This is a genomic window from Megamonas funiformis (assembly GCF_010669225.1).
GTDB classification, from domain to species: domain Bacteria; phylum Bacillota; class Negativicutes; order Selenomonadales; family Selenomonadaceae; genus Megamonas; species Megamonas funiformis.
This window is the reverse complement of sequence record NZ_CP048627.1, coordinates 1,800,381-1,814,631: the sequence shown is the minus strand read 5'-3', so window position 1 is coordinate 1,814,631 and position 14,251 is coordinate 1,800,381. Positions and strand designations below refer to the sequence as shown.

Below are 14,251 nucleotides of genomic sequence, written 5' to 3'. Positions count from 1 at the left end.
ATAAAATTTAAGTTATTTTAAACTATCAAGATAGCCCTGTAAAATAAATACAGCAGCCATTTTATCAATAACTTTTTTGCGTTTTGCACGACTGACATCAGCTTCTAATAAATAACGGTCAGCAGCAACAGTAGATAAACGTTCATCCCAAAAGATAATTTCAGCATCAGGAATATCTTCTAGGATTTTATCTGTAAAATGTTTTACAATATCGCATCGTTCGCCAACTGTACCATTCATATTTTTAGGTAAGCCAACGACAAATTTTTTAGTTTCGTATTGTTTGCTTAATTCGCGAATACGAGCTAAATCGTGTTTATAAGATTTACGGCGAATTGTTTCTACACCTTGTGCTGTAAATAAAAGTTCATCACTTACTGCAATGCCAACAGTTCTATCACCGATATCAAGGGACATTATTCTCATAAATATTTATTCACCTTTTTTTATATTCTCATTGTTTTCTAAATAGAAACGTACAAGTTCTTCTAGTAATTCATCTCGTCCTAATCTACGAATTTCATTTCTAGCATTTTTGTTACTTGTGATATAAGCTGGGTCATCAGATAAAAGATAACCAACTAATTGATTGATTGGACTGTAACCTTTTTCGAGCATAGCACGGCAAGATAAACAAAGTGCTTTTGCTGCTTTATCATCATCTGCACCAAAATTAAACATCATAGTTTCATCTTTAATGTTGGACATAATAATCACCTCAATAATATCTATATATTGTCATATAGTAGATTAATCTATAATCTATGTACTAATTATAACAAAAAAATAGTTTTAAAGACAGTCAATATTACTTTAAGAAAACAAAAGGAGGCTAGATAATTAGCCCCCTTGCTAGTTTAAATATAATTATTTAATTTGAGATTGAATTACTTCATGACCTTTAGCAAAAGCATCATTTAATTTTTCTGGTTGTTTACCACCAGCTTGAGCCATATCAGGACGACCGCCACCGTTACCGCCAGTCACCATAGCTACTTCTTTTACGATTTTACCAGCGTGTAAGCCACGAGCTACACCGTCTTTATTTACTTTTACAACGAAGTTAACTTTATCATTGAGTATAGCACCGAGAACAACTACACCAGCTTTATCGAATTTGTTGCAAAGAAGGTCTGCATTGTTGCGAAGTTCATCCATGTTAGCAGCTTGGATTTTACCAACAATTACATTAACACCATTATATTCTTTTAATGCCATTAATAATTTATTGGAATCAGCTTTAGCACGTTCAGCTTGAACTTTAGCAATTTCAGCTTTCATTTCTTTATTTTCTTGAAGAAGGTTTGCAATTTTATCGCAAAGATTGCTTTCGTTAGTTTTTAAAGTTGTTATAGCTGTTTGTAAAAGTTTAGCTTTAGCATTCATATAATCAATAGCAGCTTTACCAGTGATAGCTTCAATACGTCTAACGCCAGCAGCTACACCAGATTCACCGATGATTTTGAACATGCCGATTTGACCGATATTTTTAACATGGCTACCACCGCAAAGTTCCATACTAAATCCAGGTACAGTAACTACACGAACGATATCGCCATATTTTTCACCGAATAATGCCATAGCACCAGCTTTTTTAGCATCTTCTTGGTTCATATGAGAAATTTCTACATCTTTACCTGTTAAAATTTCAGCATTTACCATTTCTTCTACTTGTTGTAATTGTTCAGCAGAGATTGGTTCAAAGCTAGAGAAGTCAAAACGTAAATGATGAGCATTTACAGCAGAACCAGCTTGATTGATATGGTCGCCAACAACACGTTTTAAAGCAGCTTGTAAAAGATGTGTTGCTGTATGGTTACGTGCAGAAGCAAGTTTATTTTCCATATCTACAGTTATTTCTACAGTATCTCCAACATGAAGACTACCTTCAGTTACATGAACAATATTATAAACAGAACCATCAGGTAATTTTTTAGTATCAATAACTTGTGCATTACCCATATCTGTTTTTAAGCTACCAATATCGCCTTCTTGTCCGCCACCTTCAGCATAAAATGGTGTAACGTCTAAGATAAGACCAGCTTCATCGCCGTCTTCAAGGCTATTTGTAGTTTTAGCATCTTTCCAAATGCAAACGATTTTAGCTTGACGAGCAGTTTCATCAACTTTTAATTCACCGATATTGCTATCACGTAAATCAGGAATATCCATGCGTTTGTTTTCGCCACGAGCATTACGTGCACGAGTGCGTTGTTCGTCCATAGCTTTATCAAAAGCTTCTTTATCTAAAGTCATATGATTTTCATGGAGAATTTCATCTGTTAATTCCCAAGGGAAACCATAAGTATCATAGAGTTTGAAACCAACTTCACCATCAAGAACAGTTTTATTTTCAGCTTTTAGTTTTTCAACTTCAGCATTTAATAAATCCATACCTTGAGTTAATGTAGTTGCAAAACGATCTTCTTCTAAGCTGATTACTTTTTTGATGTAATCTTTTCTATTTGTGAGTTCATCATAAACACCACTGTAGATTTCAGCAACTACATCAACAGCGCCAGCTAAGAATTTATCTTCGATGCCAAGCATACGAGCATGACGTACAGCACGACGTAATAAACGACGAAGTACATAGCCACGACCTTCATTAGAAGGTAAGATACCGTCCATAACCATGAAGGAAATACTTCTAGCATGGTCAGCAATAACTTTTAAAGAAATATCTGTTTCTTTATCTTTGCCATATTCTTTATTAGCAACTTTGCTAGCATATTCAATGATAGGGAACATTAAATCTGTTTCAAAGTTAGATGGTTTATTTTGTAATACTGAAGCAAGACGTTCAAGACCACAACCTGTATCAATGTTTTTATGTACAAGTGGATTGTATTTTCCATCTTCAGTACGGTCAAATTGAGTAAATACAAGGTTCCAAATTTCAAGATAACGGTCACAATCGCAACCAACGCCACATGTAGGGCTACCACAACCACGTTCTTCACCGAGGTCAATGAAAATTTCAGAGTCAGGACCGCAAGGACCGCTACCAATTTCCCAGAAGTTATCTTCTAATTTAACGATATGTTCTGGATTGATGTCAGTTTCTGTTGTCCAAATTTTATATGCTTCTTCATCATCAGGATAGATTGTAGCCCAAAGTTTATCTTTTGGAAGTTCTAATTCTCCAGTTAAAAATTCCCAAGCCCATTTAATAGCATCATATTTGAAATAATCGCCAAAGGAGAAGTTGCCAAGCATTTCAAAATAAGTATGATGGCGAGCTGTGCGACCTACGTTTTCAATATCACCAGTACGAACACAACGTTGACTTGTAGTGATACGAGTGCAAGGTGGTGTCATTTTACCTGTGAAATAAGCTTTGAAAGGAGCCATACCAGCACCAATCATCAATAAGCTAGGGTCATCTTTTGGAATTAAAGATGCACTAGGAAGTTCTAAATGTCCATTTTTGACAAAAAAGTCAAGGTATCTTCTACGGAGTTCTTTTCCGCTCATATACTTCAAACTAATCTACCTCCAATATTTTAAGTTGAAATTTTTGATTATTTACTAATAAAAAACTTCTATAATTATATATAATAAATTATTTCAAGTCAATTTATCAAGGTTTTTAAAGCTTTTGTAGATTAAATCGCTTAGCAAAAGTTGGGGAATTTTTTATATCTATTTTTTGATTAGGTAAAGATAATAATTTAATTTTATCTTGATTTATCGTTAAAATGTTAATTTCACTTAAAATAATCAAGCATTGTTTCATACTGTAATCAGATAAATTTAGATTGTAAATTTGTTTTAATAAAGCTTGACAATCTTTAAGGGAAAATATACTTTGACCATATTTTTTTTCTTGATTGCGCAGACAAAGATATATTTTGCCGATTGTGTCATAAGCAGGAAACTCTTCTAGATAAGAAATTTTTCGTTTGCTTTGACGTAAATCACTCAATTTAAACTGTAGATAAGTATGGTCATTCCAGTGGTTTAATTCAGGTTGGAATAAAATATCTACATATTTATTATTTATATCATCGGCAACATCTGCCATATGCCAACCAATAGCAGTATATTGTGTATTATTATAAGCAAAATTAAAGCGTAAATGATTATTTTCTTTGCCCATTTTCATGCTTTTAGTGACTAAGAGATTTTGACAGACAAATTGTGGTTTAGGATTTCCCATGCCAAAAGGTTCAAGTAAGGATAATTCCTCGATAAAATCCATGGTTATATCTTGAGGTGTTAAAACTGTTTCTACTTGATAAATTGGTATTAAATCTTCATCTGTTAAATGTTTATCAGCATATGTTTGCATATGTGAAATAAAATCATCTAATTTAGCTAAATCAATCGTAAAACCTGCTGCTTTGGAATGACCTCCATAAACCATTAAATCTTGCTCACAATAAGTGAGGGCATTTTTCATATGAAGTCCATCTATGCTACGACAAGAGGCTTTACCAATATTATCTTTAGTCGCTATGATTATTATAGGTCGATAATATTTTTCTTGTAGGCGAGATGCTGCTATACCGATAACACCTTCATGCCAATTTTCGCCAACAACAATGATGATTTTATTTTCTTGAAGATTATTTTCTTCAATTTTTTTGACAGCTTCGTGAAAAATATCTTCTACAATTTCTTGACGTTGTTTATTTTCTTCATCTAGATATAATGCTTTTTGATGAGCTGTTTGTTTATCAGTGGCTAATAATAATTCAACAGCAATACTAGCATGAGTTAATCTTCCCGCAGCATTTAAGCGAGGAGCTACACCAAAACCAATATGACCAGTATTTATATTATTTTCATCATAATTGCAGATTTCAATTAAAGTTTTTATACCTAAGTTTTGAATATGAGCTAATCCTTTTTTGACAATGCGACGATTTTCATCAACAAGAGGTACAATATCAGCTATAGTACCTAAAGCTACAATATCCAAATAATTTTCTAATTCATGAATATCTTTATTTAAGCTTTGATATAGTCCTTGACAAAGTTTGAAGGCTACACCTACACCGCAAAGATTTTTGTTAGGATAATTACATTGTGTTTGTGTAGGATTGATAATAGCAAAGGCATCAGGAAGAATTTCACGAGGTAAATGGTGGTCTGTGATAATCATATCGATTTTATCTTTGGCATAATCAACTTCATCAAGAGCTGTAATACCGCAGTCAACAGTGATTAATAAATCGTATTTAGGTATTAATTTTTGTAAGGACTCGATATGAAGACCATAGCCTTCACTATGGCGGTCAGGTAAATAATAGTCTATATTAAAGCCTAATTTAGTAAAAACTGTCATTAAAAGGGCAGTGGAGCTGACACCATCTACATCATAATCGCCATAAATGCAGATTTTTTCTTTATTTTTTAAAGCTAATAAAAGTCTTTGGCAAGCTTTTTCCATATCTTTTAGCAAAAAAGGGTCATGATAAGGAATTTTTGTGGGATTGAGAAATAATTTAGCTGAGTTTTCATCAAGATTTTTTCTAGTTAAAATTTCAGCTAGACTAGAAGATATATGCAAATTCTTTTCTAATAAGATTTGTTTTTTTTCATCAATGGGTAGAATTTCCCAACGTTTATTCATAAATAAATATTACCTCCTATACTTGATTTTTATAGATAGTATTTAATTTATTTTTTACATATAATTAATAGCTATTTGTTTTACAGTATAAAATGAATATGATAAAATGTAAATTATTGCAAGTAATAAGAAGACTTTAATACATATTTAACAAATTCGAAATTAAAATATGATTGAATTAAGTTGATAATCTGGGGGAAAATATATGTCAGGTAAAAATATTCTAGTGGTTACAGCATCAATGGGGTCTGGTCATAATAAGGCTGCCAATGCTGTTGCAGAGGCGATAAAGAGAAAATATCCTGTCAATAAAATAAATGTTATTGATTTTATGTCAACAGAAACAGCCTATTTCAATAGTCTAGTTAAAGATATATATTTAAAGATGCTCGACCATACACCAAGTGTGTATGAATTTTTCTATAAATTTACATCAGATTCTACAAAAGGAAGTACTATACAATCTGTTTTTGCTCATGCTATGAAAAAAGATATGCGTGAGCTTATAAAAAAATATGAAGCTGATATGGTTATTTGTACACATCCTTTTCCATGTGCAGCTGCATCTTATCTGAAGCAAACAGGAGAAATAAATATTCCTTTAATCACAGTGATGACAGATTTCTGTGTACATCAATTTTGGTTATATAAAAATATTGATATTTATTTTACTGCTAATGATTTATTGAAAAAAGAAATGGTAAATCAAGGTTTATTAGAAGAACGCATTTTTGTTACAGGTATACCTGTGGGATATAATTTCCGTGTAGATTATAATCGAGATGATTTATTGGCAAAATTCAAATTGGAAAAAGATAAACCTGTAGCTTTGATTATGGGTGGCGGTCTTGGTTTAGGTGGCGTAAAAAATGCACTTTGCCAATTAGAACGCTTGAAAAAAGATATTCAAATTCTCGTAATTACAGGAGCAAATGTAGCGCTTTGGTCAGAGATGAATGAATATGCACAGCATTCTAAACACAAAATTTTCGTATGGGGATATTCGCATAATATTCAAGAATTTATGTCTGTAGCTACATTTTTAATCAGTAAACCTGGTGCGCTTACAATAAGTGAAGCATTGACTAGAGAATTACCAATGATTTTACACGACCCAATACCAGGACCAGAGGTGGATAATGCAAAATTTGTTTCTGATAATGGAGCTGCCATTTGGGTGAAACATCAAGATACCTTAGATGCGGTAGTACGTGAAGTATTATCTGATGCAACTATTTTGCCAAAACTTAGAAATAATGCTAAGGTGTTAAAGAAACCATATGCTTCCGATAATATAGCAGATGTTATTGCAAATATGTTAGGTTTAGATTAGTATTAGGGAAATATAAATTAATAGGTGAAAATATGTTCAGAAAAATAATGGAGCGGTTTATAATATTCGCTTTTGTGATAATGATTGGTTATCTGGGATTTATAATTATTAAACAAGAAGTATATTTAAGCCAAGTAGAAGAACAGACTATTATAGCCGAAGAGCGATTAAATAAAGCAAAGCAAATAAATGAAGAATTAAGTAGAGAAAAAGATAATTTAAATAAGTTCGAATATGTGGAAAAAGTAGCTCGTGAAGAGCTAGGTATGACAAAACCAGGCGAAGTGCCATATATTTCTGAAGAAAAAGAATAACATTTTATTGACACTATTTGTTTAGCAAGGTTATAATAATAAAAGCTTAAAGCTAATTATCTTAAGGAGGACATAAAAGTAGTATGTCAATCGAAGTTGGCAATATCCTAGAAGGTGTTGTAACAGGTATTACTAAATTTGGCGCTTTTGTTGAATTACCTGGTGGAAAAGTTGGTTTAGTACATATCTCTGAAGTTGCAGATGTTTACGTTAAAGATGTAAATGATTTTTTGAAAGAAAAAGACAAAGTCAAAGTTAAAGTACTAAGTGTTGATGACCATGGAAAAATAGGTTTATCTATTAAACAATTACAGGAGAAAAAAGTCGAAGAACAAAATACTCGTCCTGCACAGAGTAGTAATTATCGTCCTGCTCCTCGTAAGCAATTTAATAATGACTTCCGTAAACACAATAATAGCGGCGCTTCTTTTGAAGATAAATTATCCAAGTTTTTAAAAGATAGTGATGAAAAACTTACTGATTTACGTCGTAAGACAGATTCTAAACGTGGTGGCCGTGGTGGCGGTTCTCGTAAATATGAATAAAACTAAGAAGCACTCTTTAATTTTTTAAAGAGTGCTTTTTGTTAATAGCTGGAAAATTATATGAATATGAATTTAATCTTGAGGTAATTTTTTATGAGCGTAAATAGTAATGTAGATGTAATAAATATAATGGAAATAATTGAGTGCGTAGAAAATTTTGCTAGAGAATATGATTTATTTAAGGCTCATGATAAATTATTGATTGCTTGTTCTGGTGGGCCAGATTCCATGGCACTTGTGGATATCTTCCAAAAACTTAGTGTTAAATATAAATTAGAGATTATTGTAGCTCATGCTGAACATGGTATTCGTAAGGAAAGTTCATTAAATGATGCATGGTATGTAAAAAATTATTGCGAGCAAAAAAATATTTCTTTTTTTATGGAACATTTAAATGTATTAGAACATCTTAAAACAGAAAAATTATCTGTAGAAACTTTGGCTAGAAAATTGCGCTATCAATTTTTACGCAAAATAGCGAAAGCACAAAATGCCACAAAAATAGTAACAGCACATCATTTAAATGACCAAGCAGAAACTGTATTACAGCATCTTTTAAGAGGTGCAGGAACAGCAGGTCTTAGCGGTATGAAAGCTAAAAATGAAGATATTATACGACCATTTTTATGTTTATATCGTGAAGAAATTGAAGCATATTGTTTAGCTGAAAATATCAATCCTTGTTTAGATGAAACGAATAATTGTTTAGATTATGAACGCAATCGCATACGTTTAGATTTAATCCCTAGATTAAAAGCATATAATCCAAAAGTAGTAACAGCTATTTGCAATAGTGCCAAGATTATTGCTCAAGAAAATGATTTTATAAATTACTATGTAAAAAATTTTTATCGAGATAAAGTCATAGTAGATATAGATAATCAAGGTAGAAAATATATAAAAATAGATATCAAAGTATTAAAACAAGAACATAAGGCAATAAGAAATGCTTTATATAGGTATATTATAAAAGAATTTAAAAGGAATTTAGAAAATATTAGTTTTGTTCATATTGATAAAATTGATAAGTTTTTATACAATGGACATACTGGTTTAATTTTGCAATTACCGAAGAATTTGCAAGTAAAGATAAATTATGATAGATTAACTTTTAGTGAAAAAGAAATTTTGCCAATTGAAAATTCTGAGGAAAAAGAGCAAAATATATCCATAAAAATAGATTTAGGTTTACTTTTGACGAAAAAAGAAATAAAATTGCCTTATGAACAATCATTGATTATAGATAAAATCTGCGGGCAAGATGAGGTCATGAAATTATCTGGTCGAGAACATTGTTTTATTGATATGGATAAGATTAATGGAGATTTATTTATTCGCAAAAGACAAAATGGGGATAGAATAACTCCTAAAGGCATGACAGGTAGTAAAAAAGTAAAAGACATTCTAATTGATAGAAAGATACCGGCAGAAGATAGAGATAAAATTCCTTTGATTTGTGATGAAAAGGGAATTATTTGGATAGCTGGTATACAACAAGATAATAATTATTTAGTAAATAAAAATAGTAAACATATACTATATTTAAAATTAAAAAAATAATAATTAGGTGGGTTTTAAATTATGAAAACAATGAAAGATGATATCCAGAGTGTACTTTATACAGAAGAGCAATTACGTGAAGGTGTAAAGAGAATTGCAGATGAAATCAATCGTGATTATGCTGGTAAAGAAATTTATGCTATTGGTATTTTAAAAGGTGCTATTATTTTCTACGCTGATTTAGTGCGCGAAATCAATGTTCCTGTATCTTTTGATTTTATGGCAGCATCTAGCTATGGTAAAGGTTCTACTAGTAGCGGTGCAGTTAAAATCTTAAAAGATTTAGATTTTAGCATTGAAGGCAAACATGTTATCATCATTGAAGATATCGTAGATTCTGGTCTTACTTTATCTTATTTATTGAAAAATATGGAATCTCGTCATCCAGCTAGCGTAAAATTATGTGCATTATTAAATAAACCTGAACGCAGAGAAGTTGATGTAAAAGTTGATTATGTAGGATTTGAAGTGCCTAACGAATTTTTAGTTGGTTATGGTTTAGATTATGATAGCAAATATCGTAATTTACCATATATTGGTATTTTAAAACCAGAAGTATATACAAAATAATGATAATTAACATAGAATAACTATTAATTAACTTGTTTATATGATATAATTAATCATTATGATTTGAAGACAATGCTATGAGGAGGCGTAAGATTGAATAAATTTTTGAGGAATGTGGGTTTTTACTTGTTAATCATTCTTGTAGCAATAACTGTAATCGACCATTTTTCAGTAGATACAAGCAATAAACAAGAAATAAATTACACTGAATTTGTAAAACAAGTCGATGACAAAAATGTAGCTAAAGTTGTTATGCAAAATAGCAATATTAAAGGTACATTGAAAGATGGTACAGAATTTACAACTATTACTCCAGGATATCCAAATAGCGATGAAGAACTTGTAAAAACTCTTCGCGATAATGGCGTAGATATAAAAGCAGAAAATCCGCCTGAAACACCATGGTGGACAACATTATTTTCTTCTTTACTTCCTATGCTTTTACTCATTGGTGTATGGTTTTTCATCATGCAACAGTCACAAGGTGGCGGTAGCCGTGTAATGAGCTTTGGTAAAAGCCGTGCCAAAATGATGGGTGATGGTAAAGTAAAAGTTACTTTCAGTGATGTTGCTGGTGCTGATGAAGCAAAACAAGAACTTGCTGAAGTTGTAGAGTTCTTAAAACATCCAAAGAAATTTAATGACCTTGGTGCAAGAATTCCAAAAGGTGTGTTATTATTTGGCCCTCCAGGTACAGGTAAAACTTTACTTGCTAAAGCTGTAGCTGGTGAAGCTGGCGTTCCATTCTTCACTATCAGTGGTTCTGATTTTGTGGAAATGTTCGTTGGTGTTGGTGCATCTCGTGTTCGTGATTTATTTGAACAAGCTAAGAAAAATGCACCATGTATCGTATTTATCGATGAAATTGATGCTGTTGGTCGTCAGCGTGGAGCAGGTTTAGGTGGCGGTCATGATGAGCGTGAACAAACACTTAACCAATTACTCGTTGAAATGGATGGATTTGCAGCTAATGAAGGTATTATCATCATCGCAGCTACAAATAGACCAGATATCTTAGACCCAGCTCTTTTACGTCCAGGACGTTTTGATAGACAAATCGTTGTTGATAGACCAGACGTTCGTGGCCGTGAAGCTATTTTAAAAGTGCATACAAAAGGTAAACCTGTAGATAGTGATGTTAATCTTGATGTATTAGCTCGCCGTACACCAGGTTTTACAGGTGCTGATTTAAGCAATCTCGTAAATGAAGCTGCACTTTTATCTGCACGTAGAAATAAAAAGACTATTTCTATGAATTCTTTAGAAGAGTCAATAGAACGTGTAATTGCAGGTCCTGAAAGAAAATCTAAAGTAATCAGTGATCGTGAAAAACGTCTAACTGCATATCATGAAGGTGGTCATGCGTTAATTGGTTTATTATTACCAAATGCTGATCCTGTGCATAAAGTAACAATTATTCCTCGTGGTAGAGCTGGCGGTTATACTTTAATGTTACCAAAAGAAGATCGCTCTTATGCTACACGTGGAGAGTTACTTGATAGATTGAAAACTATGCTCGGTGGTCGTGTTGCTGAAGAAGTTGTACTTAAAGAAATCAGTACAGGTGCTTCTAATGATATTCAACAAGCTTCTGGTTTAGTTCGTAGCATGATTACTCAATATGGTATGAGTGATGTATTAGGTCCAATTGCTTTTGGTGATGGACAAGATCATCAAGTATTCTTAGGTCGTGATTTCAATAATCAACGCAATTACAGTGAAGATGTAGCTTGTGCTATTGATAAAGAAGTTCGTCGTTATATTGAAGAAGCTTATGATGAATGTCGTAAATTATTAATCGAAAATATAGACAAACTTCATTTAATCGCTAAAGCTTTGATTGAAAAAGAAACTTTAGAAGAAAAAGATTTAAAAATTATCATGGAAACTGGTAGCTTAGAAGGCGTTTGTGAAATCAAAGAAGCAAATAGCGAAGAAAAAGAAACTTCCACTACAGAAGAAGTGAAAAATGCTGAAGTAGTAGAAGAAAAACAAGCAGATGCTGTAGCTAAAGAACCTGCTATTTCCACTACTGAAAAAATCTAAATATATTCACCTTGTTTGTAATATAAAAATAGGGTAAGCTAAAAGTGTGTAAGAAAAAGTTTTTACTTTATCTTATGCACTTTTTTTATAAACTTTTAGAATAAAAAATATAGATATAAAGGGAGTTTTTTTATGAAGGTTTTAATTGTAGATGATAATAAACAAATTATTTCTATTTTAGAAGCTTATGCTAAAAAGGAAGGATATCAAACTGTTATTGCTGTAGATGGACAAGAGGCTTTAGATGTATTTCAAAGGGAAAGACCAGATATTATTTTATTAGATGTCATGATGCCTAAAATAGATGGTTTTGAAGTATGTCGAGTAATTCGCAAAACATCTAATGTGCCAATTATAATGATTACTGCTCGTGGTGAAGATTTTGAAAAGATTATGGGACTGGAAATCGGCGCTGATGATTATATAGTAAAACCTTTTTCACCAGGAGAGATAATGGCTAGAATAAAGGCTATTTTAAGACGTATTCAGCCTAAAACAGAAAATTTACAAGTTTTTAGTTATGATAATTTACAGATAAATTTAGTTGATTATACAGTGAGTATAAATAATAAAGTATTATCACTTACAAAAAAAGAAATTGAAATTTTATGGACTTTAGCTACTAAAAAAGATAGAGTTTTTTCTCGTGATATGTTATTGAATAAATTATGGGGATATGATTATATTGGCGATAGTAGAACGGTAGATAGCCATATAAAGAGATTGCGTGCTAAATTGGAAAAATATCCTCATGGTAAGTGGGAAATAAAAACTATCTGGGGAGTTGGCTATAAATTTGAGGTAAGTGATGATGTTAAACAATAAAATAGCTCTAAAATTAAGCTTAAGTTTTGCGCTAGCTTTGATAATTTTTTCCATTATAATTAGTGGTGTGTTTTTAGTATTATTCAAGCAATATACTGTGGATTTGCATAAGACGCAATTACAAAATTATGCGCAATCGTTAGCACAATCATTATCAAGTGGTAGACGATATAATGGCATGGGATATGGCGCGCATTTGTATTTTAGTAGTGAAATTATGGGCTATAATGTTTGGATTGTAGACGAGAATATGAATGTCATCACACCAAGGAATATGCAACATCATAAAATGATGCATGCAAATTATACTTTTTCTGAGTTGCCACCAAATGCCAGTGAGGTTATCAGAGAAGTTTTTCAAGATAAAACAGTATTTAGTGAAGGCTTTAGTGATGTTTTATCACAATTGACGTTAACTGTAGGTGTGCCGATAAAAGATGAAAATGGAAAAGTATGGGGAGCTGTATTGTTGCATTCACCTGTAGAAGGTACCACTGATGGGATTTATCAAGGGCTTATGATTTTAGGCATAAGTATAATTTTAGCACTTATTATTGTTTTAGCTTTAGCAATATTATTTTCATATTTTTTCACTAAACCTTTGACAAAGATGAAATCTGTGGCAATGCAATTAGCCGAAGGCAATTATCAAGCTAAATGTAATATAAAACAGAAAGATGAAGTTGGTGAATTGGCAAATGTAATGGATTTATTAGCTGGACGTTTAGATGAAGCTAGTAAAGAAAGTTTAAAATTAGAACAAATGCGAAAGGATTTTGTGTCTAATATATCACATGAACTTAGAACACCAGTAACTGTTATTAGAGGCTCTTTAGAAGCACTTTGTGATAAGATTATTACAGACTCTAAGCAAATTGATGAGTATCATTTACAGATGTTAAATGAAGCTAAATTTTTGCAAAGATTAGTGGGGGATTTACTTGATTTATCTAGATTACAAAATCCAGATTTTGCGATTGAAAAGCAGGAGTTAAATTTAAATGATGTAATTTCTGATGTAGTTAGAAGTGCAAGGCAGATTGCTAAAAATAAAAATATTAATATAAATATTGATTTAGAAAATCCTAATTTAAAAATTTCTGGTGATTATGGAAGACTCCGTCAAATGTTTTTGATTATATTAGATAATGCCATCAAATTTTCTTTTGAAAATAATAAGGTAGATGTTTTGGCTAAAAATGACACAATTATTATTCGTGATTATGGCATAGGTATAAATGAAAAAGATTTGCCACATATTTTTGATAGATTTTACAAAACTCATGGTGAGCATAATAAAGTAGGTACAGGCTTAGGTTTAGCTATAGCAAAACAGATAGCGGAAAGACATAATATAGAATTAATTACTAAAAATAATTTTGATGGTGGGGCAAAATTTATTTTTAAAATACCATTAAAATAAAACAAAAAAGACATAATTTTGACAAAAAGTCTTGCTACAATATAATCAAAGATA

The 14,251-nt window shown here is 31.6% G+C and carries 12 protein-coding genes; 8 read left to right on the top strand and 4 right to left on the bottom strand.

Annotation, left to right across the window (positions count from 1 at the left end):
* Positions 1-12 precede the first annotated feature (12 nt).
* The 4 genes from ruvX to recJ form a co-directional block, all read right to left on the bottom strand.
* A complete protein-coding gene (gene ruvX, locus GXM21_RS09170) occupies positions 13-426 on the bottom strand; it encodes a Holliday junction resolvase RuvX (RefSeq protein ID WP_008537247.1) in 414 nt (137 codons plus the stop codon).
* A 6-nt stretch (positions 427-432) separates the two neighbouring features.
* Entirely contained in the window at positions 433-708 is a 276-nt protein-coding gene (locus tag GXM21_RS09165) for an IreB family regulatory phosphoprotein (protein ID WP_008537248.1), read from the bottom strand.
* Positions 709-867: 159 nt separating this feature from the next.
* Entirely contained in the window at positions 868-3,486 is a 2,619-nt protein-coding gene (gene alaS / locus GXM21_RS09160; RefSeq protein ID WP_008537249.1) for an alanine--tRNA ligase, read from the bottom strand.
* 106 nt (positions 3,487-3,592) lie between these two features.
* Positions 3,593-5,581: a single-stranded-DNA-specific exonuclease RecJ gene (gene recJ, locus GXM21_RS09155; protein ID WP_008537250.1), complete on the bottom strand. Its 1,989-nt coding sequence runs from the start codon at positions 5,579-5,581 to the stop codon at positions 3,593-3,595.
* 205 nt (positions 5,582-5,786) lie between these two features.
* Between recJ and GXM21_RS09150 the strand changes: the two genes are divergently transcribed.
* The 8 genes from GXM21_RS09150 to GXM21_RS09115 all read left to right on the top strand — a co-directional run bounded on the left by GXM21_RS09150 (position 5,787) and on the right by GXM21_RS09115 (position 14,197).
* Complete coding sequence (locus GXM21_RS09150; protein ID WP_008537251.1) at positions 5,787-6,914, top strand: MGDG synthase family glycosyltransferase; 1,128 nt, start codon at positions 5,787-5,789, stop codon at positions 6,912-6,914.
* Positions 6,915-6,946: 32 nt separating this feature from the next.
* The gene (locus GXM21_RS09145; protein WP_008537252.1) at positions 6,947-7,228 is read left to right on the top strand and encodes an FtsB family cell division protein; all 282 of its coding nucleotides are present in this window, start codon (positions 6,947-6,949) and stop codon (positions 7,226-7,228) included.
* 83 nt (positions 7,229-7,311) lie between these two features.
* The gene (locus GXM21_RS09140; protein ID WP_008537253.1) at positions 7,312-7,773 is read left to right on the top strand and encodes a S1 domain-containing RNA-binding protein; all 462 of its coding nucleotides are present in this window, start codon (positions 7,312-7,314) and stop codon (positions 7,771-7,773) included.
* 93 nt (positions 7,774-7,866) lie between these two features.
* Positions 7,867-9,333: a tRNA lysidine(34) synthetase TilS gene (gene tilS / locus GXM21_RS09135; RefSeq protein ID WP_008537254.1), complete on the top strand. Its 1,467-nt coding sequence runs from the start codon at positions 7,867-7,869 to the stop codon at positions 9,331-9,333.
* Between the two features lie 21 nt (positions 9,334-9,354).
* The gene (hpt, locus tag GXM21_RS09130; protein WP_008537255.1) at positions 9,355-9,903 is read left to right on the top strand and encodes a hypoxanthine phosphoribosyltransferase; all 549 of its coding nucleotides are present in this window, start codon (positions 9,355-9,357) and stop codon (positions 9,901-9,903) included.
* A gap of 93 nt (positions 9,904-9,996) precedes the next feature.
* On the top strand, positions 9,997-11,949 hold the full coding sequence (gene ftsH / locus GXM21_RS09125) for an ATP-dependent zinc metalloprotease FtsH (protein WP_008537257.1): 1,953 nt from the start codon (positions 9,997-9,999) through the stop codon (positions 11,947-11,949).
* Positions 11,950-12,081: 132 nt separating this feature from the next.
* Positions 12,082-12,774 (top strand): response regulator transcription factor, encoded by a 693-nt coding sequence (locus GXM21_RS09120; RefSeq protein WP_008537258.1) that lies wholly within the window; start codon positions 12,082-12,084, stop codon positions 12,772-12,774.
* Positions 12,761-14,197, top strand: coding sequence for a sensor histidine kinase (locus tag GXM21_RS09115; protein ID WP_039881286.1), 1,437 nt, complete (start codon positions 12,761-12,763; stop codon positions 14,195-14,197). The genes GXM21_RS09120 and GXM21_RS09115 overlap by 14 nt, the downstream gene beginning before the upstream one ends.
* The last annotated feature ends 54 nt before the right edge of the window (positions 14,198-14,251 follow it).